The sequence below is a fragment of the Mesoterricola sp. JemC181 genome (assembly GCF_055384585.1).
The window spans coordinates 846,695-870,199 of sequence record NZ_AP045076.1 but is presented as its reverse complement, the minus strand read 5'-3'; the positions used below and the strand labels follow the sequence as shown (position 1 = coordinate 870,199).

Below are 23,505 nucleotides of genomic sequence, written 5' to 3'. Positions count from 1 at the left end.
TTTACTGCATCATCCTCGCCACATCCCGGTAGTCGGGATCCTGTCCGGCCACGATGCGGAACTCTTCCAGCGCCTCGTCCCGGCGCCCCTGCTCCAGCAGGATCAGGCCCAGGTCGTAGTGGAGCCCCATGGCGTCCTCGGGCGGGAAGCCCGGGGCCTCGATGCCCTGGCGCAGCCAGGCCACGGCGGCTTCGGGGTTGTTCTGGGCCTGCTCGCAGATCGAGAGCATCGAGCAGCACTCCAGGGTGCGCTCGGGGTCGCGCATGGCCTTCTTGAACTCCTCGATGGCGGGGTCCAGGAGGAGCATCTCCTTGTAGGCGATGCCCAGGTTGTAGTGGGTGTCGTAGTCGTCGCCCTTGACCTGCTGCTCCACGCCTTCCCGGAAGGCGTTGAACAGTTCGTCCACGCTCTGGATCTTCTCCACCACGTTGGTGGCGTCGTGCATCTCCTCGCCTTCGCCGGATTCCAGGAGGGCGTCGCCCAGCACGTCGGAGAGGTCGAAGAAGGAGTGCTCGAAATCGGCCTCGGACAGCTTTCCCGCGCCGGGCTTCTTGCCCAGGCGCTGCAGGGCGGTCTCGGCCTGGTCCAGGCGGGACAGCAGTTCGGGGTGCCTGGGGTAGATCTGGAGGGCGCACTCGACCTCGATCTTGGCTTCCTCCGGGCTGCCGTAGTCCAGCTGGAAGTCGATGTCGGAGAGGGTCGAGGCCAGGTCCGCGCTCACCTCCACGGGACCCGCGGCGGGCTGGTCCGTGGGGAACGGCAGGGGTTCCAGCTCCAGCGGCGGAAGCTCCTCGGCGCCGGCGGCGGTGATCTCGGACCACTCGTACTCGGGCTGGCTGGGGTAGGCCCCGGTGGTGGCGGCGACAGCCTGGGGCGGCGGTTCCAGGACCTCCCAGGCGGGAATGTCGAAGCCCTCCATGAAAGGCTCGGGGGCTGGCGGCAGTTCCAGGGCCTCGATGGACTGCAGGGGCTCGGGGACCATGGGCACGCCGGGGCGGCTCCGGTCCAGGTCCAGGGAGATGGCGGGGAGCTCCTGGATCGGCTCCAGCTCCATCGGCAGCACCGGCAGCTCCTCCACGGGGGCCGGCAGGGCGATGGGCGGGGGCGCCGCGGCCTGGCGGGGCTGGGCCTCCATGAGGCCGAGGTTGCGCCTGTAGAGCCGCGTGGAGCCGGGGAAGATGGCCTCGGCCAGGTCCAGCAGCTCCACGGCCAGGGCCTTGTGGCCCAGCTCCGCGAGCTTCTCGGCCTGCTTGACGTAGTGCATCTGGACCTTGCTCAGGACGCCGGTGCCCCGGTGGATCTCGGCGATGCGCACGATGGCGTTGTAGTTGGCGGGGTCCAGATCGAGGATCCGGTTGTAGGTCTCCTGGGCCCGGTCCATGAAGCGGTTCTTCAGGGCGTGCTCGGCATCCCGCTCCAGCTGCTGGATCTGCATGCGCCGGGCCACGTCCACATCCGAGTGCTCCGCGGGCGCTTCGGAGCCGGGGCCGTAGGTGGCCGAGGGCGGGGCGGTGGAGGCCATCACCGCCGGCGTCTCGTCCAGGTCCTTGATGCCCATTCCGTTGAGCTGGGCGCGGAGCTGGCCCGCCACCTCCTCGTCCTCCTTGGACAGGGCGAAGGCGTAGGCCCGGCGCAGGTGCTCCACCTGCTCGACGCGGTTCCCGGACTGGTGGGCGATGTCGGCGAGCTGGATCCAGGCCTCGGCGTTGAAGGCGCCGTGCAGGCCCCCCCGCAGCGCCTTGGCGGCGGCCTCGCCCAGGCCGCGGCGGCCGAATTCGCGCCCGATGGGCTTGAAGAGCTTCAGGGCCTCGACCACGTTCCCGCCGCGCACCATCTCCCGGAGGGCGCGCTCGGCCAGGGCCAGGGACTTCTCGGGCAGCTGGGGCACCTCGCACAGGGCCTCCAGGGCCCGGTCCGGGGCCTTGGACTGCAGCTCCACCTCGGCCAGCGCATCCAGGAGTTCCGCGGAACGGGGGTTGGCGGCGAGGCCCTCCCGCAGGTGGGCGGCGGCGGCGGGCAGGTCCTTCTGGATGACGGCGAGGCGGGACTGGGTGAGGAACACCTGGGGGGTGGAGACCATGGTCTTGGCCCGCTCCAGGATCTGGCTGGCCTCCACGTGCATCTGCTCCAGGGCCAGGGCCTCGGCCACCTCCAGGTAGATGGCCGCGGCCTTCTCCCGCATGCCCTCCTTGTTGTAGAGATCGGCCAGCTTGACCTTGTTCTTCAGGTTCTTGGGATCCAGGTCCACGACCTTGGCGAATTCCTCCAGGGCGCGCTTGAGCAGGCCCTTCTTGGTGAAGGACTCCGCCACCTCGATGTGGATCTGGATGGCGTCCTTGATCATGTTGGTCTGGCGGTAGAGCTCGGCCAGGCGCTCGCAGATGTCCAGGTCGTCGGGCTGCGTGCGGTGGGCTTTCTTGAACACGGCGCTGGCCTTGGCGTTGAAGCCGCCCCGCTCGAAGCCCATGCCGGCCCGCTTGAACATCTCGATGGCTTCGGGGAGCTTGCCGGCCTGCAGGTAGGCGTCCCCCACCCGGTTCATGAGGTTGAAGTCGTCGGGCTTGTCATCAATGAGCTTGAGGAACTCATCAATGGCGCGATCGAGCCGGCCCTGGCCCATGAAGGTCTCGGCCTGCTTCTGGATCTTGGCTCGGTCAATGGCCATTGCGCGCCTCTGGATTTCGAACCGGAAGGGACTCCCGGTGGCTCAAGGATGGATCAAGCGTTGAGGTTCCGCACCGTGAAAGCGTGGGGAAGGAGGTCGGCCAGGCTGTGGAGGGTCCGGTGATGCCGGTTCACCAGCAGGATGGGCAGGTCGTCCGCGAACTCGGCCAGCACCTGGCGGCAGGCGCCGCAGGGCGGCGTGAGGGTGGAGGCCTCGGTGACCACCACCAGGGCCGACATCTCCCCGGGCTTCATCCCCTGGGAGACCGCGGCGCAGATGGCGGTGCGCTCGGCGCAGAGCGAGGACGGGTAGGCCGCGTTCTCCACGTTGCAGCCGGCGACGATGCCGCCCCCGGCACGGAGGAGCGCGGCGCCCACGTGGAAGCTGGAATAGGGGGCGTGGGCATGTTCCCAGGCCTTCCATGCCGCCTCCACCAGGGCGTCCCACGCGTGGGACTGGGGGTCGTTGAAGTACATGTCCACCTCGAAGCGAATAGTCAATTCATCCTAGTCAGATTCCGGCCCCCTGCACAGGCCTCCGGCCTGGGCCCGGGCCAGGGCCCGCCAGCAGCGGGTGTAGCCCTCCAGCTCCACCCGCCCGTCCAGGCCCGAGAGGTCCAGCAGGACCTGGCGCCGCTGCAGGCGGGCCTGGAGGATGCTGCCCGAGAGCACTTCCAGCTCCCTTTCGAAGGCGCCGCCGGGCTCCCAGGCCCCCAGGTCCAGCCGGAGCCGCACCCCGGCGGACTCCTCGTCCTCGAAGGTGCGCACCCAGGGCGACCCGCGCTGGGCGGTTCGCTTCCAGTGCACCCGGCTCAGGGGATCCCGGTCCCGGAAGGGCCTGGCCCCGTCGGGGCTCGCCGAGCCCGGCCGGGTCCGGGGCCGCGACCGGTCCCCTTCCGCGTCCTGGCGCGGGGGCAGGGAGCGGGGGTGGGGGAGGATGAGGATCCGCTGCTCCAGGGGGAAGCGCCAGGCCTTCTCCAGGAACCCGAAGGGAAAGCCCGTGCGGAACTCCACGGAGCGCAGCCCGGCCCAGCCCCGGCGGGCGGGCTTGATGTGGAGGGTGGCCACGGCATCCCCCTGCCCTTCGCCCCCGGCCAGGAACCCCGGTTCCACCCGGGCGTCCTCCATGTCCAGGTGGATCTCGACGCCCCGCATGCGGGCGGGCGCGTCGTTCCGGAACCGCACCCGGATCCCGCCCCGCACGCGGGCGAAGATGTTGCCCTCCTCCACGGACCGCAGGTGGAGCCCCTGGATGGCGCGGCGGCTCACCCAGCCCGAGGCCAGGAACAGTCCCAGCATCAGCGAGAAGACCAGGTACAGGAGGTTGTTGCCGGTGTTCACCGCCGCCGCGCCCATGGCCAGCATGGCGACGAGGTACTGGATGCCCAGCCGGGTCACGGTGAGCCGCAGACGCCTGTCCCGCCAGAGGTCCATTCAGGTATGTCCCCAAGTGCAGCGCTTTCCCATTACCATGAACACAGCCCACCCCAATCCAAGAATGACGTCAGGATATCCCCCCATGCTGAAAAAACTTTTCCGCTCGAAGTCCCTCGAATCCCTCCGGGCCCAGGCGGATGAACCGGAACACCAGCTCAAGAAGAACCTCGGCACCTTCGACCTGACCATGTTCGGCATCGGCGCCATCATCGGCGCCGGCATCTTCTCCAGCATCGGCACCGCCGCCGCCGGGAACCTGGCCGACGGGCGCTGGCCCGCGGGCCCCGCCCTGGTCATCAGCATCCTCCTGGTGGCCGTGGGCTGCGGTTTCACGGCCCTGGCCTACGCGGAGCTGGCGTCCATGATCCCGGTGTCGGGCTCGGCCTACACCTACGCCTTCGCCACCATGGGCGAGCTCATGGCCTGGATCATCGGCTGGGACCTCCTGCTCGAATACGCCGTCAGCAACGTGGCCGTGGCCATCTCCTGGGGCGACTACGCGCGCAGCTTCCTGGCCAACGTCCTGCACATCCGCATCCCGGGCTGGCTCGCCATGGACCCCCGGAGCGCCCTGGCGCTGGTCCAGGGGACGCCGCCGGCTTCGCTGTCCCGGAAACTCGAGGTCCTGGCCCAGGCCCGGGCGGGGCACCTGGACGGGGCCTCCTTCTTCGCCAACTGGGACGTCCTCCGGGAGGCGCCCCTGGTCCACGGCTTCCCCTTCACCATGAACCTGCTGGCGGTGGTCATCACGGTGCTCGTCACCTACCTGGTCTACCTGGGCATCAAGGAGAGCGCCCGCGCCAACGCCGTCATGGTGGTGGTGAAGGTGGCCATCCTCATGGCGGTGGTGGCCATCGGCTTCCGCTTCGTGCACCCGGAGAACTGGCACCCCTTCGCCCCCCACGGATTCAAGGGGATCCAGGCGGGAGCCGCGATCATCTTCTTCGCCTTCATCGGCTTCGACGCCGTGAGCACCACGGCGGAGGAATGCAGGGATCCCGGCCGCAACCTGCCCCGGGGCATCCTTTTCTCCCTGGGCATCTGCACGGTCATCTACGCCCTGGTGGCCCTGGTGGTCACGGGCATGCTGAAGTACACCCAGCTGGCCGGCAAGGCCGACCCGCTGGCCTACATCTTCACCCAGAACCACATGGCCGGCGTGGCCGGGGTGATCTCCTTCGGGGCGGTCATCGCCACCACCGCGGCGCTCCTGGTGTACCAGGTGGGCCAGCCCCGCATCTTCATGGCCATGAGCCGGGACGGGCTCCTGGGCCCCTGGTTCGGCAAGCTCAGCCCCAGGCACCGCACCCCCTCCAACGCCACCTTCCTCACCGGGGTCCTGGTGGCCGTTCCCGCGGCCCTGCTCAACATCGACGAGGTGGTCGAGCTCACCAACATCGGCACGCTGTTCGCGTTCTCCATCGTGTGCGGGGCGGTCATGATCCTGCGACTGCGCCGGCCCGAGGCCCCGCGGCGCTTCCGCATGCCCTGGATCTTCGTTCTGGCCCCGGCGGGCATCCTGGCCTGCGTGTGGGTCGCCTGGGGCCTGCCCTGGGTGACCTGGGTCCGGTTCGTGGTCTGGCTCGCCATCGGCCTCGTGATCTATTTTGCCTATGGCCAGCGCAACAGCGTGCTGCACACTGGAGCCGAGGAAGCCTAGTCATGTTCACCGGTCTCGTACGCCATCTCGGAACCCTTCAAGCCCGCCAGCCCCGCGCCGGGGGGGCCCGCCTCGTCATCGCCGCGCCCCCCGAGCTCCTGGAGAGGGCCGAGGAGGGCGCCAGCATCTGCACCAACGGCGCCTGCCTCACGGCCGTGAGCCGGGACCTGCGCACCTGGCAGGCCGACCTCTCCGACGAGACCCTCCTCAAGACCACCCTGGGGCGCCTGGCGCCGGGGGACCTGCTGCACCTGGAGCCCAGCCTGCGCGTGGGGGACCCCCTGGACGGGCACCTGGTCGCGGGCCACGTGGACGGCGTGGGGCGGCTCCTGGAGCGCACCCGGGGGGAGGGGCTGTGGCGCTTCTCCATGCCCGCGGACCTGGCCCCCATGACCGCCCCCAAGGGCTCGATCGCCGTGGACGGGCTGTCGCTGACCGTGGTGGACTGCGGCTCGGACTGGTTCACCGTGGCCCTGATTCCCGAGACCGTGCGCCGCACGCGCCTGGAGGGGATGGCCGCGGGCGCCGAGGTCAACCTCGAGGCCGACCCCGTGGGCCGGTTCGTGGCGAGGGCCCTGGCCGTGCGGGACGCCGACGGGAAGCTCCAGCGCTTCGCCCAGGGCGGATGGGGCTAGGGCTCCGATGAAGGAGCTCCCGCCCATCCGGCGCCTGGCGCAGTCCCTGTGGCTCCTCACCATCGTGGCCGTGGCCGGGGCCGTGGGCTTCCGGGTCCTGGACCATGCGAGGTGGCTGGACGGGTTCTACTACGCCGTCACCACCCTGGTGGGCTTCCGGGACTCGCACCCGGCCAGCCCGGGCCTCAAGATCTTCACGATGGCCTACATCATCACCGGCATCGTGGTGGTGGGCATGGCCTTTTCCAATCTCCTGGCCCTCCTGCTGGAGGGGGACCTCAAGGGCTACTTCCTGGAGCGACGCATGCAGAAACGCCTCAACGCCCTCAAGGACCACATCATCGTGTGCGGGTTCGGCAAGACGGGGTTCCAGGCCGCCTGGGAGCTCAAGCAGGTGGGCGTGCCCTTCGTCCTCATCGAGAAGGACGAGAGCAAGAGCCACAACGCCCGGTTCGAGGGCGAGCTGTTCCTGGTGGGCAACGCCATGGACGAGGCGATGCTGGAGCGGGCCGGCATCGCCCGGGCCAAGGGCCTGATCACCACCCTCCAGACCGACGCCGACAACGTGCTGGTGACCCTCACGGCCCGGCAGATGAATCCGGCGCTCTCCATCGTGGCCCGCTCCACCAAGCTGGGCACCGAGAACAAGCTCAAGGCCGCCGGCGCCGACCACATCGTCAGCCCCTACGAGATCGGCGGCCGGCGCATGGCCTCGCTCCTGCTGACGCCGGACCTCCTGAACTACGTGGACGTCATCCTCGACAAGAAGCAGATGGAGATGGCCATCGAGCACATCCTCGTGCGGCCCGAGTCCTTCCTGGTGGGAAAGAGCATGCGCGAAGTCCGGCTGCGGGACCGCACCGGGGCCCTGATCGTGGGCATCAACCGGCCCATGGAGGGCCTGCGCTTCAACCCCACCGGCGCCGAGGTGTTCGAGGCCGGGGACGTGCTGCTGGCCATGGGCAGCCATGAGGCCCTGGACGCCCTGGTGAAGGTTTCCCGGGGGGCCTGAAACGTACCCGGCCCTGGACGCATCTCAAGGCCATGGAGTCCAATTCGCACCTGCTGATCGTTGATCTCGCCACCGTCCTGGGCGTGGCGGCGCTGACCACCCTGCTGTTCCGCCGGCTGCGCCAGCCCGCGGTGCTGGGCTACCTCCTCGCGGGCCTCATCGTGGGGCCCCACGTGCCGGTGCCCCTGGTGGCCCATCTCCAGAACGTCCAGACCCTGGCTGAGCTGGGCGTGATCCTGCTGATGTTCTCCGTGGGGCTGGAATTCGATTTCCGCAAGCTGGCCCGGGAGGGGGTCCCCGCGGTGTTCCTGGGGGTGGTCCAGGTGGGCCTCACCACCTGGCTGGGCTACCTGGCCGGGCGCGGACTGGGCTGGGGCCCGCGGGAGAGCACCCTCATGGCCGCGGCCCTGGCGGTGTCGAGCACCATGATCATCGCCAAGCTCTTCGAGGAGCACGGCGCCAAGGGCCCCTTCCGGGACCTGGTGTTCTCGGTGCTGGTGGTGCAGGACCTGTTCGCCATCCTCCTCCTGGCCGGACTGGACACCTCGTCGGCCGCGGCCGGCGGCGTGGGCTGGGCCCTGGCCCGGGTGGGACTCTTCCTGGCAGGCCTCCTGGGGCTGGGCGGGCTGCTCCTGCCCCGCCTGCTGCGCTGGGCCGCCGACCACGGCCGGGACGAGACCCTGCTGGTGGCCTCAGTGGGGGCCTGCTTCACCTGCGCCGTGCTGGCCGCCAAGTTCGGGTGTTCCCCCGCCTTGGGGGCCTTCGCCGCCGGGATGCTGGCCGCCGGGAGCCGGCGAGTGCGCCCCATCGAGCGCCTGGTGCTCCCCGTGCGGGACCTTTTCGGCGCCATCTTCTTCGTGGCCGTGGGCATGCTCATGGACCCGCGGGTCCTGGCGGGCCAGGCCGGCCCCATCCTGCTCCTCTCGGCCGTGGTGCTCCTGGGCAGCGCCGCCGGCGGCGCCCTCGGGGCGGCCGCGGCGGGCATCCCGGCGCCCTCCGGCCTGCGGGTGGGGCTGACCCTGGCCCAACCCGGCGAACTCTCCTTCGTCCTGGTGGGCGTGGGCGCCGCCGCGGGCATGCGGTTTCCCCAGGCCCTGCCCGTGGTGGTGGGGGTCGCCCTCGTGACGGCCGTGGCGGGGCCCTTCTTGTTCCGCCGGGGGGAAGCCATCGCCCGCTTCTTCGACCGTGCCATTCCGGCCCCGGTCCACCGCTCACTCGCCCGTATCCACGGCTGGACCACCGGCCTGCGCGGGAGGGGTTCCGGCGGGGCCGCCGGCACCCCCATCGGCTACCTCTTCGTGGACGCCCTTCTCTTCAACCTCCTCGCCATCGGCGCCATCCAGACCCGGCACCACCCCCTGGCAATCGCCCATCCGCTCGCCGCAGGGGTGCTGGTGGCGGCGGGCCTGGTCTTCCTGGGCTGGGCGCTGTACCGCAGGACGGGCCAGCTCGCCGGCACCCCCGGGCTGCAGGCCGCCCTGCTCCTGGCCCTGGCCGCCCCGAGCCTCGCGGTGGTCCAGCCCCTGCTGCCCCGGGGACCCGCCCTGGCGCTGGCGGCGGGCATCCTGGTGTGCGTGGGGATCCTCAGGCGGATCCCCCGGCGCAGCTCCAGCCTCGGCTCCCAGTGGCTGCTGGAGAGCGTGCGGCGTCCCTGGCGGGAGGGCGCCCCCGAAGCGGAACACGTCCTGGCCGCGCTGCCCCTCGCCCCGGAGTCCCCCTTCGCGGGCCGTCCCCTGGGCGACCTGGAGCTGGCCCTGGAGGGCGCCCAAAGCCCCGCGATCGTGGCCGTCGAGCGCGCCGGGCAGTGGCTCCCGGCCTCTCCGGGGCTGCGGCTCCAGGCGGGGGACAGGGTCGCCCTGAACGGCACGCCCTCGGCCCTGGGCGCCGCGGAAGGTCTCTTGCGGGGCTAGCTTGACTGGGTGGGCCGACCCTGCGGATGAGCCCACCCAGTCAAACTAAGCGCCGCGCTGCTCCATCAGGGCTTCGGACTTCCGCAGCGCCCTCTGGGTGCTCCAGAAGCCCCACAGGGCGCCCAGGGCGCCGGTGGCGGTGCCGATGAAGGCGATCAGGGCGAGGTTGCCCGAGGAGAAGAAGCCGAGCCTGGCCAGCTCCACCAGGAGCGGCGACAGGCGGCCCATGCCGTGGGCCACGGGCCACCAGAGGCCCAGAAGGCCCAGGACGGCCACCATGCTGGCCAGGAGGCCCAGCACGCCGCCCTCCACCAGGAGGGGGGTGCGGATGAAACCCTCGGTGGCCCCCACCAGCCGCATGATGGTGATCTCCTCCTCGCGGGTCATGACGCACATGCGGATGACGTTGCCGGTGGCGAAGCCCGCGGCCACCAGCAGCAGGACGCCGAAGGAGCTCAGGGCCGAACGCATGAGGCGGGCCGTCTTCTGGAGGCCCTCCAGGCGCTCCTGGTCCACCACCACGTCGCCCACGCCGGGCAGGGAACGCAGGCTCTCGCCCACCTCGATGGCCTTGCGCGCGGCCAGCAGGTCGGGGCGCAGGCTCAGCTCCAGGGTCTCGGGGATGGGCTCGCCCAGGCTCTTGAGCATGAGGCCGGCGTCGCGGGTCGTCTCCATGAATCGCCGAGTCGTCTCCTGGGAGGAGATGCGCCGCACGGCCGCGAAGCGCGGGTCCCGGCGAAGCTGGCCCTCGGCCTGGTCCAGCCCGCCGCCCTCGTTGGCGAAGACCGTGATGCGGGCCAGGCCCTCCATGCGCGAGACCCACCGGTCCAGTCCCTGCACCACCAGCAGGCCCCCGCCGGCCAGGAGCAGGCCCGAGGCAAGGGTGAGCACGGCCAGGAAGTGCTGGCCCCGGTGCCGGAACAGATCGTTGACCACATCGCGGACCAGCAGCCCGAGGAGCCGGAAGAAGACCATGCTACTTGCTCCCGTCCAGGGCCAGGCCCCGGATCTCCACGCCGGCGGCCAGATAGTAGCGCACGGAGGCCGCCTTCGACGAGGGGCCCTTCCAGACGCGCAGGAGGTTGGCGCCGGTGCCCGTGGTGGTGGCGGAGGAGGTGAAGTCGGCCCCCACCATCCAGTCCTTGACCCTGGCATGCGCGATGAGGCGCAGGCCGGCCAGGGCGGCGGCGGTGTCCGGCATCACGGCGAAGGGGGCCTGGTTCATGTTGCCGACGGAGAACTGGCCCTGGTTGACGGCCAGCACCGCGCTGCCGGAGGCGATGGGGCGGGCCACGTAGAGCCGGTTGAAGGTCGTGTCGTAGGCCAGGGAGGCGTAGGCCGGCGTGGTGGAACCGTCCCACAGGAGGGTGCTGCCGCCCACGAGCACCTGGGTGTTGTACTGGAACGAGGACCCCGAGGAGAGCCGGAGACGCGGCCCGGAGTTGAGCACGCCCAGGGTGTCGGGCACCGTCGCCCCGCTGCGGAAGAACCCGATCAGGTTGCCCGAGCCCGCCGCGGCGATGGCCGCGCCCCCGGTGTCCTGGGAGACGGTGCTGTCCAGGTAGCTGCCCGCGCCGGCCACGCCGCCCGAGCCGATGGCGCCGGGGCTGTTGACGATCCAGATGCGCCAGGCGTTGCTCGAGCCGGTCTCCAGCACGTAGAGGGTGCCGGTGGAGGTGTCGACGGCGGCCTGGGAGAACACGCTCGACGAGAGCCGGTCGGAGCTGGTGTTGCCCAGGGTGAAGGTGACGATGTCCGTGGTGGAGCTGAGGGTGCCGTTCTGGGTGCTGGCGTTGTTGACCCGCACGACGCTGCCGGTCTCGGAGACGAGGTACAGGCTGTTGGTGCTGGGGTTCAGGACCATCCCGCCCCAGGCCAGGGTGCCCAGGTTGGTGATGACGTCGGCCTTGATGACCCGGGCCGCGGCGGGGGCGGTGCTGTCCGCCGCCAGGTTGGCGATGGTGTTGACGTCGTCCCACGCCAGCACCTGGTGGCTGGCGTTGTCGTAGACGTAGAGAGGCGTGGTTCCGGTGTCGCCGGGCTTGGGATCCACGCACGCCAGGGTGCCCAGGAGCGCGAGGATGGCGAGGAGGGCTGAGGTCAGGCGGGATCGTGTCATGCGGGCTTCCGGGGCGCTACTTGGCGAACAGGGCCTTCAGGTGGGCGTTGAGGTTCTTGACGGTATCACCGTCGCACCCGGCGTCCACGGCTCCCCGCGAAACGGCCAGGGCCAGGTTCTTGACCGCCTCCGGGCCTTCGCCGGCGACGAGCTGCTGGTTGGCCTTGGCCTGGAGGCGGTGCACCATCTCGTGGTGCTCCGGCGGCAGGGCGCCCTTGGCGGTCTGGACGATGCGCTGGGTGAAGTTGGTGAGCTTGGCCAGCCGGACCGGATCCTGGGCGGGGACCATGGGCTTGGGCGCGGCCGGGGGCGGCCGCAGCTCGACCCGCACGGGCATCTCGGGCTCCGCCGGCAGCTGCGGGGGCTCCGGGGCGAGGCCCATGGGCTCGGTGACCGGGTGGACCTCCGGCTCCGGGGGGGGCGGCGGGGGCGGGAGGGGGGCCGGGAGGGGCTTTTCCGCCACGGGCGCGGGCTTGCCGGGCACCTCGGGGCGCTTGCCGCTGCGCACGCCCCTGAGCACCACGTGGCCGCCCATGACGAGCCCGTAGAGGTCCTTGGCGATGTTGAGGACGGGCTTCTCCAGCACCTCGGCCAGCTCGGCGACGGTGTAGTAGCCCGTGGCCAGGGTCAGGAGCCGGGCCTCCCGGGGGTTCACGCCCGAGGGCGTCTCGCCGGGGAGCAGCGTGGTGTGGGGGTGCAGGTCCAGGGAGGGGATCTTCTGGCTGATGACCCGCCATTCGTCCATGCGGCGGTGCATCTCCATGAGGATGGAAGGGTTCGGCTTGGTGATGGTCACCTCGACGCCGCCGTCGTTCTCCTCGAAGTGGTAGTGCCCGTCCAGCCAGAGCGCCACCTCGTAGATGGCGTCCAGACCCTCGCAGTCGTTGGAGACGGCGTGGACGATGCGACCGTCCTTCAGGTAGATGCGCGCCTTGTGGAACTCCTCGGAGACATGGAAGCAGCCGGTCTTCCCACCCTGGCTCACCAGCTGGATGATATCCGGCAGGGGCGCCTCGCGCATTGAACCTTGGATAAGACCCTGGGACATGGAGATCCCCTCTCTCATAAGTGTATGCTTGGACAAAATCCTAGCATGATCCCCCGCTGGGTGCTCCCGGTGCTTGGATGCCGCGAGCCTTCCGCAGGTTCCCCGGGGGCGGGGGGACACTTCTGAAATACAATCATCTTTTCGGGATCTGCCGTGACCACACCTTTTTCATCGATCGAAACGGCCATCGAGGCCATACGCCAGGGCCGGATGGTGGTTGTCGTGGACGACGAGGACCGGGAGAACGAGGGCGACCTCACCCTCGCGGCCGAGCACGTCACCCCCGAGATCATCGCGTTCATGGCCACCCACGGCAGGGGGCTCATCTGCGCCACCCTGGAGGGCCCGCTCCTGGACCACCTCCACATCCCCCAGATGGTCCAGGACAACACCAGCCCCTTCGAGACCGCCTTCTGCGTGAGCGTGGAGGCCCGGGAGGGCACCTCCACCGGGATCTCCGCCCACGACCGCTCGCGCACCATCAAGGCGCTGGTCGCCCCGGGCGCCAAGCCCTCGGACTTCGTCAAGCCCGGCCACGTGTTCCCCCTCCGGGCCAAGCCGGGGGGCGTCCTCGCCCGCACCGGCCAGACCGAGGCCTCCGTGGACCTGGCGCGCCTGGCGGGCCTGCACCCCTCCGGCGTCATCTGCGAGATCATGAAGGACGACGGCACCATGGCCCGGGTGCCCGACCTGGTGCCCTTCTGCGAGAAGTTCAACCTGCCCCTGGTGACCGTGGCCGCCCTGGTGGCCCACCGGCTGCGCGTGGACCCCATCATCCGGCGCGTGGGCACCACGGTGCGCGAGACCGCCTGGGGCACCCTGAAGGTGCACCGGTTCGAGAGCCTCCTGGACGGCAGCCAGCACTTCGCCTACGTGCTGGGCGAGGTCGAGGGCGGTCCGGCGCCCCTGGTGCGGGTGCACCAGGAGACCCTCCCGGACGACCTGGACGGCTTCGGCAAGCTTACGCCCACGCCTTTCCACGAGGCCATGGACGCCATCCGCTCCGAAGGCCGGGGCGTGCTGGTCTACCTCCGCCGCCCCGGCACCGACCCCGAGATCCCGCCCCAGGCCCCCCTGAGCGACCGGGATGTGGGAGTAGGCGCTCATATCCTTGTATCCCTTGGAGTTAAAGAAATGCGGCTCCTGAGCAGGGCGGAAAAGAAGTATATTGGTCTCCGGGGCTTCGGCCTCGACATCGTCGGACACGTTCATCTGGACGCCCATTGATTAGTACACAATTCCTCCGAGACTCTCCGTTGTTCAGGGATCTGGACGAGACGGAGCGCGCCCAGGTGCTCATCATCGGCCAGGTGCGAAGCTACCGGGCGGAGGAGGTCATCTTCCGGGAAGGCGACGCGGGGGACGGACTGTACATCGTGATCGACGGCACCGTGCGCATCTCCAAGCACACGGCCACCGGCGAGGAGGCCCTGGCCATCCTCGAGCCCAACGCCTTCTTCGGCGAGATGGCCCTGGTGGACTTCTCCACCCGCGCCGCCGACGCCGTGGCCAACGTCCCCAGCGAGGCCTTCTTCATCCCGCTCCGGGAGTTGCGCACCCTCATCGAAGCCAACCACGGCATCGCCCTGAAGGTGCTCTACGCCCTCTGCGAGGTGCTCACCCAGCGCCTGCGCGACACCAACGAGCGGTACATGACCGTGTTCACGCTTGCCCAATGGGGGGGAGGCATGACCCAGGACAACCTGTTCCCCATTCCCTGAGCCGGACCCAGCCGGCCGCTTCACGAACCATGAAGGAGATCCATGTCAGATCTAGTCAAGCACATCACCGACGCCGACTTCCAGCAGACCGTCGCCACGGGCGTCACCCTCGTGGACTTCTGGGCCCCCTGGTGCGGCCCCTGCCGCATGATCGCTCCCATCCTGGATGAGCTGGCGGGCGAACTCCAGTCCCAGGCCCAGATCGTCAAGATCAACGTCGACGAGAACCCCGTCGTCGCCGGCCAGTTCGGGGTCATGTCCATCCCCACCCTCCTGCTCTTCAAGGACGGCAAGAAGGTCGACCAGAAGGTCGGCGGCCAGGCCAAGCCCGCCCTGAAGGCCTTCATCCAGCAGGCCCTGTAGGACGCCTCCGCGCTGGCGGGGAAACCCCGTCAGCGCGGGTCCTTCTTGTTCAGGACGAGCCTGATCTCGTTGCCCCTGGCGTTGTGCACCACCTGGTCCATGACCAGGAGGATCAGCGGAAGGCCCCGGCCGCACTGCTTGTTCAGGTCCACGTCGGAGAGGGTGGAGACGGTCGTCGTGTCGAAGCCCGGGCCGCCGTCGCGCACGGTCACCGTGAAGCTCTCGGGGGAGAGGACGCTCTCCACCTCGATGAGGCGGTGGGCGTAGCGGGGGTCGGCGAGGCGCTGCTGGAGCTGGGTCGCGTAGGCGTCGGTCTCCGCGAAGATGTCGCCCTTCAGGCTGGAGTCCAGCTCGAGGCAGCCGTGCTCCAGGGCGTTCACCAGCGCCTCATGGAAGGCCATGGCGATGACGTCCACGTTGGAGGCCTTGGCGAAGCCCATGGGCACGAGGCGGTCCGTGAGGTGGGAGACGAGGCTGGGAATGTCCAGTTCCCCGGCCAGGGTCTGGAAGGAGCGGCGCTCCTCGGTCATGCCCCGGAGGCCCGTCTCGGCCAGGCGGATCTCCCGGTGGAGGTCCACCAGATGGAAGACGCTGTTGACCAGCTCGCGGATCGTCAGGGGCTTCTGGAACAGGTTGGAGGCGCCCATGCGCATGGCCCGGATGGCGTAGTCCAGGCTGGCCTGGCCCGTCATGAGCACCACCGGCAGGCCGGGCCGGGTGGCCTTCACGCGGTTGATGACGTCGAAGCCGTCCATCCCCTCCATGTTGATGTCGGAGATGACCAGGTCGAACAGGGGCGAGGCCGGGTCCTCCAGCAGGTGCAGCGCGCGGTCCCCCTCGGAGAAGGCGTGGACCTTCATCCCGAAGTGCGTCAGGGCGTCGCCCACCATCCCCAGAACGGCCACATCGTCGTCGATCAGGAGCACATTGGGGGGAAGCGTGGTCATGGGCGGGACTCCGGGATGGCCGACGATACCTTATCGGGGAGGGGGTAGGCAGTTCTTGAGAATCGTTACGGTTTTTTCTAAAGAACCGGCGAGACCCTCCGGATAGGGTACCGGCTTCCCGGCCTGGGCGGGACGCAAAGAAGCGCCATCCAACAGTTCGGTTGTCCGTTCGCTCAGCCGCTCAAGCGGGACGACCTCCACGAGCCCGGCCTCCAGCAGGGGGACCACCAGGTCCTCGAAGTTGGTGAAGCCCGGCCCCACCAGCGTCGGCAGGCCCCACCGGACCGGTTCCAGGGGATTGTGGCCGCCGTGCCAGGCCCAGCCCCCGGCCACCAGGGCCAGCGTGCCTTCCCGGTAGGCCGAGGCCAGGTCGCCCAGGGTGTCCAGCAGGAGGATGTCGCAGGCCTCCCAGGCCTCGGCCTTCTGGGGCCAGACCTCGGAAGCCCGGCGGAAGGCCCGGCCCGCCAGCAGGGCCGCGGCCTCCGGGAAGCGCCTGGGCTGGCGCGGGGCCAGGATGAGGCGCAGGTCCGGATGCCGCGCCCTCGCGGCCTCCCAGGCACCCAGGACCACCTCCTCCTCGCCTTCCACGGTGTTGCCGGCCACCAGGACGGGGCTGGCCGCCCAGGCCCGGCGCAGGTGCGCCCAGCCCGCGTGCAGGGAGCGCGGCGGCGGAAGGTCGGCCTTGAGGTTGCCGCCCAGTTCCACCCGCGGCGCCCCCAGTTCACGGAACAGCGCGGCGCTCGCCGCATCCCGGGCTGCCACCAGGGTCAGGCGCGAGGCGGCCCGGGCCATCCAGGGCCCGCCCCGGCCGAGGCTGCGCCGGGTCAGCCTGCCGTTGACCACGCACCGCGGCACGCCCAGCGCCTCCAGCTCCCGCAGCAGGTTGGGCCAGATCTCGGTCTCCAGGCTCACGAAGGCCCCGGGCGGCACCTTCAGGAAGGACGCCAGCCCTTCCGGGTCGTCCAGGGGGAAGGCGCCCCCGGTGACCCGGCCCGTGCCCCCGTCCCACCCCGGCAGCCGCCGGGCCAGGAGTGCCATGCCGTTGGCGGTGCCGGTGGTCACGTGCACGTGATGCCCGCGGTCCCGCAGCACCGCGAGGATCCCCTCGGCCAGCACCAGCTCGCCCACGCTCACGGCGTGGAGCCACAGCCAGCCTTCCGGAAGGCCCGCCGGGGCCGCGGCCTCCAGGCGCAGGCGCCAGTCCGGGGGCAGCCCCCGGGAGAGGGCCCGGGCCACGGCGCCCGCGAGGGCGACGGCCCCCAGATAGCTGCTGTCCACCAGGTCCATGGCTCCAGTCTGCCATGATTGAGGTCGCCAACGAAAAGGTCGCAGATGCTCGAAGTCCTACTGGTCACAGGCCCCCTCGGTTCGGGAAAGACCACCGTCGTGAACCGGCTCCTCAAGGCCGAGCTCGCGCGCGGCGGCAGGGTCGCGGTGCTCATCAACGAATTCGGCTCGGTGAGCGTGGACGGCATCCTGGTGGATGCGGAGCGCCCCGAGCTGGCCGGCATCGCCAACCTGGTGGACGGCTGCGCCTGCTGCAGCCTGAAGGCCGACGTGGTCAAGGTGCTGGCGGACTGGGCGGCCCTGCCCGACGGGCGCCGCCCCGGGCGGGTGGTGCTGGAGACCACGGGCCTGGCCGACCCCACGGACCTGGTGGACCTGGAGGAGGACCCGGCCCTGGGGGACATCCGCCTCGCGGGCTGCCTCACGGTCGTCTCGGCCCTGGCCCCGCTCGGGCATCTGGAGCAGAAGGCCCTCCTCCGCCGCCAGGCGGCGCTGGCGAGCCTGGTGTACGTGAGCAAGGCCGACGCGGACCCCAGCATGGCCCTGGCCTGGGAGAGCCAGCTGCGCGCCGCCTTCCCCCGCCACGCCATCTGGCGGACCCGCATGGGCGCGGCCCCGGAGGGCTGCCCCGATCCCTGGGAGGGCGTGATCCCGCCGGCCCCGGCCCCGGCGGGCGCCCCGAGCTTCGCCCAGGCCCGGGCCCTCACCCTGCGGTGGGACCACCCGGTGGACCCCGAAGGCCTGGAGGCCCTCCTCCTGCGCCGTCCGGACCGGGGGGAGGTGCTGCGGGCGAAGGGGGTGTGCGCCTTCCAGGGGTGGCCGGCGCGCAACGACGGCAGCGACCGCTGGGCCTTTCAGCTGGCGGACGGCCGGCTCGAGATCACGCCCCTGCCCGCCCTGGCCGGCGGCGCCCTGGCCCCCATGGCCGCCGTGGTGATCGGCCTGGAGCTGGACCGTTCGGCTTGGAACCGGCAATTGCGGGTCCTGGAACGCCCGCCGGCGGGGGCACGGAGGAAGGTCGCCCTGTGATGCGTAGTAGACTGGCCCCGCCGCCCGGAGCGTGCCAGGGCGGAGAAATCCAACCCGGCCATCGAGGAGAAGATGTCCTTGATTCGGAAAACCAGGCTCCCCGAGAATTGACGCTGCCCATGTCCCGCCTCGCCCACCACCTCGCCCGCGCCCTGGCCTTCCTGGCCGCGGCGGTGCTCCTCGGGGTGGCCGCCAACCACTTCGCCGCCCCCAGCCGGAAGCTGGCCTGGCTGGGCCGGACGCCCACCGAGCCCGCGGCTCCGCCCGCGGACCCGCCCGCGGACCCGCCCGCCCCTGAACCGGCCCCCGGGCCCGTGCGGACCGCACCCCGGGCCGCGGATCCCTTCCATCCCTCCTCCACCCAGGCGGTGCGCGAAATCAGCTCCGAGGTCGCATGGTCCGCCTTCGGCCGCCGCATTCCCTTCCTGGACGCGCGGCGCACCTCCGATTTCGAAGAGGGCCACGTGGCCGGGGCCTGGAGCGCCCCGGTATGGGAGTCCGACTGCGACCGGCGCATCACCGAATTCGAAGCCCGGGCCAACCCCGGCATGAAGGACCCCGTCGTGATCTACTGCACCGGCGGCTGCGAGGACTCCAAGCTCCTGGCGGCCAAGCTCCAGGGCCTGGGCTACCGGAACCTGCTGGTGTACACCGACGGCTTCCCGGACTGGACCGCCAAGGCCCGCCCCGTGGCGAAGGGGCCCCGCCCATGATGCGAAGGCTCACGCACCCCTGGATCACGGTGAGGGCCCAGATCGCCCTGGGGGCGGTCTTCATCGTGGCGGCCCTGCCAAAGATCGCCGACGCGCCCGGCTTCGCCAAGGCCATCTGGAACTACCAGCTCTTCCCCGCCTGGAGCGTGCACCCCACGGCCCTGGTGCTTCCCTGGCTGGAGCTCCTGTGCGGCCTGGCCCTGTGCCTGGGGCTGTGGACCCGGGCCGCGGCGGCCTGGCTCGGGGCCCTGCTCCTGGCCTTCCTGGTGGCCCTGTCCATCAACCTGGCCCGGCGCCACCCGGTGGACTGCGGGTGCTTCTCCACCCAGGCCACGGCCCGGTCCGTGGACGAGCGCGTGGCCGACATGCGGTGGGCGATCCTGCGGGACCTCGGACTCCTGCTGCTGGCCGCGCAGGTGCTGGTCGCGGCGGGCCGCCGCAACCAAAGCTCGTGAATATGGGAAAACCCTGATAGAATATAGGGTTCTGGGGGAAACATGCTCGGTGCCCAAAACGTGACCATGCGCTTCGGCGCGAGGATCCTGTTCGAAGACGTGACCACGACGTTCCAGCCGGGGCGCCGCTACGGCCTCACGGGACCCAACGGAAGCGGCAAGTCCACCTTCATCAAGCTGTTCACCGGGGAGATGGAGCCTACCACCGGCACCATCCACCGCCCCCGCAAGATGGGCGTGCTGGCCCAGGACCAGTTCGCCTTCGATGCCTTCCGCGTCGTCGACACCGTCATCATGGGCAACAAGCCCCTTTGGGACGCCCTGCAGGAGCGCGACCGCATCTACGAGAAGGCCGAGATGACCGACGCCGACGGCATGCGCCTGGGCGAACTCGAGGGAATCGTGGCCGACGAGGACGGCTACACCGCCGAGGCCGACGCCGCCATCCTCCTGGACGGCCTGGGCGTCCCCGAGGAATTCCACGAACGCACCATGGGCGAGATCCAGGGCGGCCAGAAGGTGCGGGTGCTGCTGGCCCAGAGCCTGTTCGGGAACCCCGAGGCCCTGCTCCTGGACGAGCCCACCAACCACCTGGACCTGGACTCCATCCACTGGCTGGAGAACTTCCTGGCGCGCTACAAGGGATCGCTCGTGGTCATCTCCCACGACCGCCACTTCCTCAACGCCATCTGCACCCACATCGCCGACATCGACTACCAGACCATCATCCAGTACACCGGCGGCTACGACGACATGGTCATGCAGAAGATGCAGATCCGCTCCCGCCTGGAGTCCGAGAACAGCGTGCGGGAGAAGAAGATCGCCCAGCTGCAGGACTTCATCCAGCGCTTCGCCGCGGGCACCCGCAGCAGCCAGGTGAACTCCCGGCGCAAGGAGGTGGAGCGGCTCACCCCCAACGACCTGGCCCGCAGCAACATCCAGCGCCCCTACATCATGTTCGGCCAGAACAAGCCCGGCGGGAGGCACGCCCTGGAATTCGAGGACGTGTGCAAGGGCTACGACCAGGAGGATGGACGGCAGGAGGTGATCCGCAACTTCACCGCCAACGTCGCCCGGGGCGAGAAGATCGCCCTGGTGGGCCGCAACGGCGCCGGCAAATCCACGCTCCTCAAGGCGCTCCTCGCCAACGCCCCCCAGGTCACCGAACTGGACCGCGCCATCGACTCGGGCACCGTGAAGTGGGGCCACGAGGTGAACGTGGGCTACTTCGCCCAGGACTTCCGCGAGTCCATCCCCGGGGGCTACGCCCTGGTGGACTGGCTCCGGCAGTTCGACCCCGATGCCCTCGTGGAGCAGATCCGGGGCGTCCTGGGCCAGATGCTCTTCCGGGGCGAGGAGGGGATGAAGCGCACCGAGGTCCTCTCCGGCGGCGAAGGCTGCCGCCTCATGTTCTGCAAGCTCATGCTCCAGAAGCCCAACTTCCTGGTGCTGGACGAGCCCACCAACCACCTGGACCTGGAAGCCGTCATCGCCCTGAACACCGCCCTGCAGCGCTACGAGGGCACCGTCATCCTGGTCACGCACGACGAGGACCTCATCGACGAGGTGGCCACCCGCATCTGGAACGTCACCGACGACGGCATCGAGGACTTCCAGGGCACCTACGCAGAGTTCCAGGCCAAGCACAGCTGAAGACTTAGGGAGACCCGCCATGTGTGGAATCGTTTCCATCTGTTATGGCGCGGAGAGCCCGTGCCTGGGCTTCGAGGGCGGAGAGCTCCTCAAGCGCCTGGAATACCGCGGCTACGACTCCACCGGAGGCGCCTTCGTGGGCGCGGACGGCCACATCCGCCTCCTCAAGAAGGTCGGCGCCCCCAGCCGGGTCGTGGTGGACCTGGCCATGGACCAGGAGAAGGGGCAGCGTTTCATCGGCCAGGTGCGCTGGGCCACCTACGGCGCGGTCACCGACGTCAACAGCCAGCCCCACCACGTGCGGTGCAAGGTGGAGATGGTGGGCGCCCACAACGGGAACATCTCCAATACGGACGCCCTGAAGACCTGGCTCGCCGAGCGCGGCCACCGGGTGGTCTCGGACAACGACGGCGAGATGATCACCCACGTGGTGGAGGAGTTCTACGCGGCCGGCCTGGCCGGGCCCGCGCAGGCGCCCGAAGGTCCCCGCGGCGGCGGAGTCCCGGACGCCGCGGTCCTCTTCATCGACGCCGTGCGCAAGGCCGACGCCACGTGCGAGGGTTCCTACGCCGCGGCCTTCTGCGATCCCCGGGTTCCCGGCGTGGTCGCCGTGAAGTCCGGGTCGTCCCTCTACGCGGGCCTGGGCACGGACGCCTTCGGGGAATTCGTGGTGGTCTCCAGCGACCTCACCTCCGTCCTCAGCAAGACCCGCATGCTCATTCCCCTTTCCGAAGGGGAGGGCCTCTGGTTCACGGAGCGGGAGTACGCGGTCTTCCCCCTGGCGGGGGCGCTGGCCTTCTCCACCCCGCGGCCCAAGCGGTCCAAGCTCAACGTGCGGGACACGGGCCTGCGCGCCCCCTTCCGCTACTTCATGGACCAGGAGATCGCCTCTTCCCCGGAGAACCTGGAGGGGATCCTCCGGTACTACTTCACCGACCCCGCCACCGAGGGCCTCTTCCACGCCTTCGAGGAGCGCCTGGACCTGGGCAAGGCCCTGCTGGCCAAGGTGGCCGCCCTGCACGAGGCCGCGGACGAGCCCGCCCTCGTGGAGGCATTCCGGCGCCTGCGCGCCGACCCCGTGCACCTGGAGCTCGCGGCCTGGGTCCGGCCCCACATGGCCACCCTCGCCCCGGCCGACCCGGTTTCCGACGAGCGCGCCCTTCTGGCGGACCTCCTGCGCCTGGAGCCCGGAGCGGGCATGGACCTGACCCTCTACGACCACCTCGTGGTGTGGAAGAAGCAGCGCCGGGTGACCCGCCACCTGCAGGACCTGGTCCACGCCATCCGCACCGCCCCCGGCCGCGTCTTCCTGGTGGCTTCGGGCACCTCCCACCACGCCTCGCTGGTGGCGGCCTACTTCTTCAACAACCTCTCCGGCATCGGCGTGTTCCCCGTGAACCCCGGCACCTTCCGGTCGATGTACCTGAACACCCTGGCCCCCGGGGACCTGCTCATCGGCATCACCCAGTCCGGCGAGACCAAGGACCTGGTGGACATCTTCCAGGACGTGCAGGCCCGCATCCCCTCCCTGCGCCGCATCGCCCTGGTGAACAACGAGAACAGCCGGATCCCCCAGGAGCTGGTGGAGTTCTACCTGCCCATCCTCTGCGGCCCCGAGATCGCCGTGGCCGCCACCAAGAGCTTCCTCAACCAGATCGCCGTCCTCTACGTGATCGCCGCCTCCTTCTCCCTCACGGACCGCAAGATCGCCGCCAAGCTCAAGGCCGCGGCCGACCTGGTGACCCGCACCCTGGAGACCTGCGGCCCCGACGTGGAGGAGGCCGCCCGGCGCCTGCACCTGGAGCCCTCCCTGCACATCCTGGGCACCGGCCTCATCGGGCTGGCCCGGGAGGGCGCCCTCAAGATCCGCGAAGTGGTCCTCAACCACGCCGAGGGCTACGACGCCGCCGAGTTCAAGCACGGCCCCAACACGATCCTGGGCAAGAACACCCTCTTCTCCATCGGCGACCTGGCTGGCCTCCTGGAAGGCTACGAGGCCAAGCGGGACGGCCGCCCCTTCGCCGGCGGCATGGCGGCCCTGCGCACCTGGCCCGAACTGGTGGAGGCCCACTTCTCCAACTACCCCCTGCTGTTCGTGTGTCCCTCGGACGAGCGGGACGTTCGCATCACCATCAGCCAGATCCACACCCACAAGATCCGGGGCGCCGACATCCTGCTGATCGCCGAGAAGAACCCTGAACTTGCCATGGCCGTGGCCGGCAAGCCCTCGGGACAGGACCGCTACTGGTCCAAGTACCTGGAAGTGCCCGCGTCCTCGGACTCGAACCTCTTCGTGTTCGCCGCGTCGATCATCCTGCAGCGGCTCGCTTTCCGCATGTCGGTGCTGAAGATGGAATACCTGGACGAACTGAAGGTGGTCGACCACGGCGTCCATCCCGACAGCCCGAAGAACGTATCCAAATCAATTACTGTTGATTGATCTATTCTCAGCGGTCCTCTGCGAGTCCTCAGCGCGTTTGGTCCCTTTCTTAACGACATAACGAACGTTTGGTCAATGGGCCAGCCTCGAGAACCCGTCGAGGGAAAAACCAAACGCGGAGGCGCTGAGGACTCGCAGAGGGTCGCTGAGAAACGAATTTGGGAATCAGGTTCTCAATGCTCGTCCCGCTCCGCCTTCGGCTTGTCGCAGCAGGTCCTGCAGCCGGCCTTTTCGCAGGCCTTGTCGCAGTGGCGGTCGCAGGCCTTGTCGGCCTTGCAGCAGGTGGCCGGACAACAGGCCTTCTTCGGGGTGTCGGAAACGCCGGCGGCCGCCAGGGTTAAGGAACCCAGAACCAGGGATATGAGTAGTTTTGTCATCGTTGCTCCTAAGGGCCTTCAGGCCATGCGAGTTA

The 23,505-nt window shown here is 69.8% G+C and carries 21 protein-coding genes; 12 read left to right on the top strand and 9 right to left on the bottom strand.

The features are described from left to right. Position 1: 1 nt before the first annotated feature. The 3 genes from ACZ5MC_RS03920 to ACZ5MC_RS03910 are packed head-to-tail and all read right to left on the bottom strand — an operon-like array spanning position 2 to position 4,098. Positions 2-2,665: a tetratricopeptide repeat protein gene (locus tag ACZ5MC_RS03920; RefSeq protein ID WP_306598991.1), complete on the bottom strand. Its 2,664-nt coding sequence runs from the start codon at positions 2,663-2,665 to the stop codon at positions 2-4. 53 nt (positions 2,666-2,718) lie between these two features. Beyond that, positions 2,719-3,165 (bottom strand): cytidine deaminase, encoded by a 447-nt coding sequence (locus ACZ5MC_RS03915; protein ID WP_306598990.1) that lies wholly within the window; start codon positions 3,163-3,165, stop codon positions 2,719-2,721. Between the two features lie 6 nt (positions 3,166-3,171). Beyond that, complete coding sequence (locus ACZ5MC_RS03910; protein WP_464517079.1) at positions 3,172-4,098, bottom strand: DUF58 domain-containing protein; 927 nt, start codon at positions 4,096-4,098, stop codon at positions 3,172-3,174. An 85-nt stretch (positions 4,099-4,183) separates the two neighbouring features. On the opposite strand from ACZ5MC_RS03910, the gene ACZ5MC_RS03905 reads away from it, so the two are divergent. The 4 genes from ACZ5MC_RS03905 to ACZ5MC_RS03890 are packed head-to-tail and all read left to right on the top strand — an operon-like array spanning position 4,184 to position 9,318. Beyond that, positions 4,184-5,761: an amino acid permease gene (locus tag ACZ5MC_RS03905; protein ID WP_306598988.1), complete on the top strand. Its 1,578-nt coding sequence runs from the start codon at positions 4,184-4,186 to the stop codon at positions 5,759-5,761. Positions 5,762-5,763: 2 nt separating this feature from the next. After that, complete coding sequence (locus tag ACZ5MC_RS03900) at positions 5,764-6,396, top strand: riboflavin synthase (RefSeq protein WP_306598987.1); 633 nt, start codon at positions 5,764-5,766, stop codon at positions 6,394-6,396. A 7-nt stretch (positions 6,397-6,403) separates the two neighbouring features. Continuing rightward, complete coding sequence (locus ACZ5MC_RS03895; RefSeq protein WP_306598986.1) at positions 6,404-7,408, top strand: potassium channel family protein; 1,005 nt, start codon at positions 6,404-6,406, stop codon at positions 7,406-7,408. A 32-nt stretch (positions 7,409-7,440) separates the two neighbouring features. Further along, entirely contained in the window at positions 7,441-9,318 is a 1,878-nt protein-coding gene (locus tag ACZ5MC_RS03890; protein ID WP_464517078.1) for a cation:proton antiporter domain-containing protein, read from the top strand. 45 nt (positions 9,319-9,363) lie between these two features. Here the strand turns inward: ACZ5MC_RS03890 and ACZ5MC_RS03885 are convergent, their stop codons facing one another. The 3 genes from ACZ5MC_RS03885 to ACZ5MC_RS03875 are packed head-to-tail and all read right to left on the bottom strand — an operon-like array spanning position 9,364 to position 12,458. Continuing rightward, complete coding sequence (locus ACZ5MC_RS03885) at positions 9,364-10,293, bottom strand: cell division protein FtsX (protein WP_464517077.1); 930 nt, start codon at positions 10,291-10,293, stop codon at positions 9,364-9,366. Between the two features lies 1 nt (position 10,294). Beyond that, a complete protein-coding gene (locus tag ACZ5MC_RS03880) occupies positions 10,295-11,437 on the bottom strand; it encodes a hypothetical protein (protein ID WP_306598982.1) in 1,143 nt (380 codons plus the stop codon). Between the two features lie 16 nt (positions 11,438-11,453). Continuing rightward, positions 11,454-12,458: a DUF4388 domain-containing protein gene (locus ACZ5MC_RS03875; protein ID WP_306598981.1), complete on the bottom strand. Its 1,005-nt coding sequence runs from the start codon at positions 12,456-12,458 to the stop codon at positions 11,454-11,456. A gap of 180 nt (positions 12,459-12,638) precedes the next feature. Here ACZ5MC_RS03875 and ribB point away from each other — a divergent pair, with 180 nt between their 5' ends. Genes ribB through trxA form a run of 3 tightly spaced genes read left to right on the top strand, consistent with a single transcriptional unit; the run spans position 12,639 to position 14,569 of the window. Continuing rightward, positions 12,639-13,712: a 3,4-dihydroxy-2-butanone-4-phosphate synthase gene (ribB, locus tag ACZ5MC_RS03870; protein ID WP_306598979.1), complete on the top strand. Its 1,074-nt coding sequence runs from the start codon at positions 12,639-12,641 to the stop codon at positions 13,710-13,712. A 29-nt stretch (positions 13,713-13,741) separates the two neighbouring features. After that, entirely contained in the window at positions 13,742-14,206 is a 465-nt protein-coding gene (locus ACZ5MC_RS03865) for a Crp/Fnr family transcriptional regulator (protein ID WP_306598978.1), read from the top strand. Positions 14,207-14,248: 42 nt separating this feature from the next. Then, positions 14,249-14,569 (top strand): thioredoxin, encoded by a 321-nt coding sequence (gene trxA / locus ACZ5MC_RS03860; protein WP_306598977.1) that lies wholly within the window; start codon positions 14,249-14,251, stop codon positions 14,567-14,569. Between the two features lie 29 nt (positions 14,570-14,598). Here the strand turns inward: trxA and ACZ5MC_RS03855 are convergent, their stop codons facing one another. Both ACZ5MC_RS03855 and ACZ5MC_RS03850 read right to left on the bottom strand, forming a co-directional pair. Beyond that, positions 14,599-15,516, bottom strand: coding sequence for an ATP-binding response regulator (locus tag ACZ5MC_RS03855; RefSeq protein WP_306598976.1), 918 nt, complete (start codon positions 15,514-15,516; stop codon positions 14,599-14,601). A 30-nt stretch (positions 15,517-15,546) separates the two neighbouring features. Next, the gene (locus tag ACZ5MC_RS03850) at positions 15,547-16,803 is read right to left on the bottom strand and encodes a 3-deoxy-D-manno-octulosonic acid transferase (RefSeq protein ID WP_464517076.1); all 1,257 of its coding nucleotides are present in this window, start codon (positions 16,801-16,803) and stop codon (positions 15,547-15,549) included. A 45-nt stretch (positions 16,804-16,848) separates the two neighbouring features. On the opposite strand from ACZ5MC_RS03850, the gene ACZ5MC_RS03845 reads away from it, so the two are divergent. From ACZ5MC_RS03845 to ACZ5MC_RS03825, 5 genes are all read left to right on the top strand, one after another. Continuing rightward, entirely contained in the window at positions 16,849-17,832 is a 984-nt protein-coding gene (locus tag ACZ5MC_RS03845) for a CobW family GTP-binding protein (RefSeq protein ID WP_306598974.1), read from the top strand. Between the two features lie 119 nt (positions 17,833-17,951). Further along, positions 17,952-18,545, top strand: a complete 594-nt coding sequence (locus tag ACZ5MC_RS03840) for a rhodanese-like domain-containing protein (protein ID WP_306598973.1) — start codon at positions 17,952-17,954, stop codon at positions 18,543-18,545. Next, positions 18,542-19,000, top strand: a complete 459-nt coding sequence (locus ACZ5MC_RS03835) for a MauE/DoxX family redox-associated membrane protein (protein ID WP_306598972.1) — start codon at positions 18,542-18,544, stop codon at positions 18,998-19,000. The genes ACZ5MC_RS03840 and ACZ5MC_RS03835 overlap by 4 nt, the downstream gene beginning before the upstream one ends. Positions 19,001-19,042: 42 nt before the next feature. Then, a complete protein-coding gene (locus ACZ5MC_RS03830; protein ID WP_306598971.1) occupies positions 19,043-20,653 on the top strand; it encodes an ABC-F family ATP-binding cassette domain-containing protein in 1,611 nt (536 codons plus the stop codon). Positions 20,654-20,672: 19 nt separating this feature from the next. Next, positions 20,673-23,093: an SIS domain-containing protein gene (locus tag ACZ5MC_RS03825; protein WP_464517075.1), complete on the top strand. Its 2,421-nt coding sequence runs from the start codon at positions 20,673-20,675 to the stop codon at positions 23,091-23,093. 173 nt (positions 23,094-23,266) lie between these two features. Here the strand turns inward: ACZ5MC_RS03825 and ACZ5MC_RS03820 are convergent, their stop codons facing one another. Further along, positions 23,267-23,470 (bottom strand): hypothetical protein, encoded by a 204-nt coding sequence (locus tag ACZ5MC_RS03820; RefSeq protein WP_306598969.1) that lies wholly within the window; start codon positions 23,468-23,470, stop codon positions 23,267-23,269. Between the last annotated feature and the right edge of the window lie 35 nt (positions 23,471-23,505).

Coding starts and splice junctions, on each gene's coding strand:
- ACZ5MC_RS03920 (WP_306598991.1), bottom strand. CDS start 2,665: ATGGCCATTGACCGAGCCAAGATCCAGAAGCAGGCCGAGACCTTCATG.
- ACZ5MC_RS03910 (WP_464517079.1), bottom strand. CDS start 4,098: ATGGACCTCTGGCGGGACAGGCGTCTGCGGCTCACCGTGACCCGGCTG.
- ACZ5MC_RS03905 (WP_306598988.1), top strand. CDS start 4,184: ATGCTGAAAAAACTTTTCCGCTCGAAGTCCCTCGAATCCCTCCGGGCC.
- ACZ5MC_RS03900 (WP_306598987.1), top strand. CDS start 5,764: ATGTTCACCGGTCTCGTACGCCATCTCGGAACCCTTCAAGCCCGCCAG.
- ACZ5MC_RS03895 (WP_306598986.1), top strand. CDS start 6,404: ATGAAGGAGCTCCCGCCCATCCGGCGCCTGGCGCAGTCCCTGTGGCTC.
- ACZ5MC_RS03890 (WP_464517078.1), top strand. CDS start 7,441: ATGGAGTCCAATTCGCACCTGCTGATCGTTGATCTCGCCACCGTCCTG.
- ACZ5MC_RS03885 (WP_464517077.1), bottom strand. CDS start 10,293: ATGGTCTTCTTCCGGCTCCTCGGGCTGCTGGTCCGCGATGTGGTCAAC.
- ACZ5MC_RS03880 (WP_306598982.1), bottom strand. CDS start 11,437: ATGACACGATCCCGCCTGACCTCAGCCCTCCTCGCCATCCTCGCGCTC.
- ACZ5MC_RS03875 (WP_306598981.1), bottom strand. CDS start 12,458: ATGCGCGAGGCGCCCCTGCCGGATATCATCCAGCTGGTGAGCCAGGGT.
- trxA (WP_306598977.1), top strand. CDS start 14,249: ATGTCAGATCTAGTCAAGCACATCACCGACGCCGACTTCCAGCAGACC.
- ACZ5MC_RS03855 (WP_306598976.1), bottom strand. CDS start 15,516: ATGACCACGCTTCCCCCCAATGTGCTCCTGATCGACGACGATGTGGCC.
- ACZ5MC_RS03850 (WP_464517076.1), bottom strand. CDS start 16,803: ATGGACCTGGTGGACAGCAGCTATCTGGGGGCCGTCGCCCTCGCGGGC.
- ACZ5MC_RS03845 (WP_306598974.1), top strand. CDS start 16,849: ATGCTCGAAGTCCTACTGGTCACAGGCCCCCTCGGTTCGGGAAAGACC.
- ACZ5MC_RS03840 (WP_306598973.1), top strand. CDS start 17,952: ATGTCCCGCCTCGCCCACCACCTCGCCCGCGCCCTGGCCTTCCTGGCC.
- ACZ5MC_RS03835 (WP_306598972.1), top strand. CDS start 18,542: ATGATGCGAAGGCTCACGCACCCCTGGATCACGGTGAGGGCCCAGATC.
- ACZ5MC_RS03830 (WP_306598971.1), top strand. CDS start 19,043: ATGCTCGGTGCCCAAAACGTGACCATGCGCTTCGGCGCGAGGATCCTG.
- ACZ5MC_RS03825 (WP_464517075.1), top strand. CDS start 20,673: ATGTGTGGAATCGTTTCCATCTGTTATGGCGCGGAGAGCCCGTGCCTG.
- ACZ5MC_RS03820 (WP_306598969.1), bottom strand. CDS start 23,470: ATGACAAAACTACTCATATCCCTGGTTCTGGGTTCCTTAACCCTGGCG.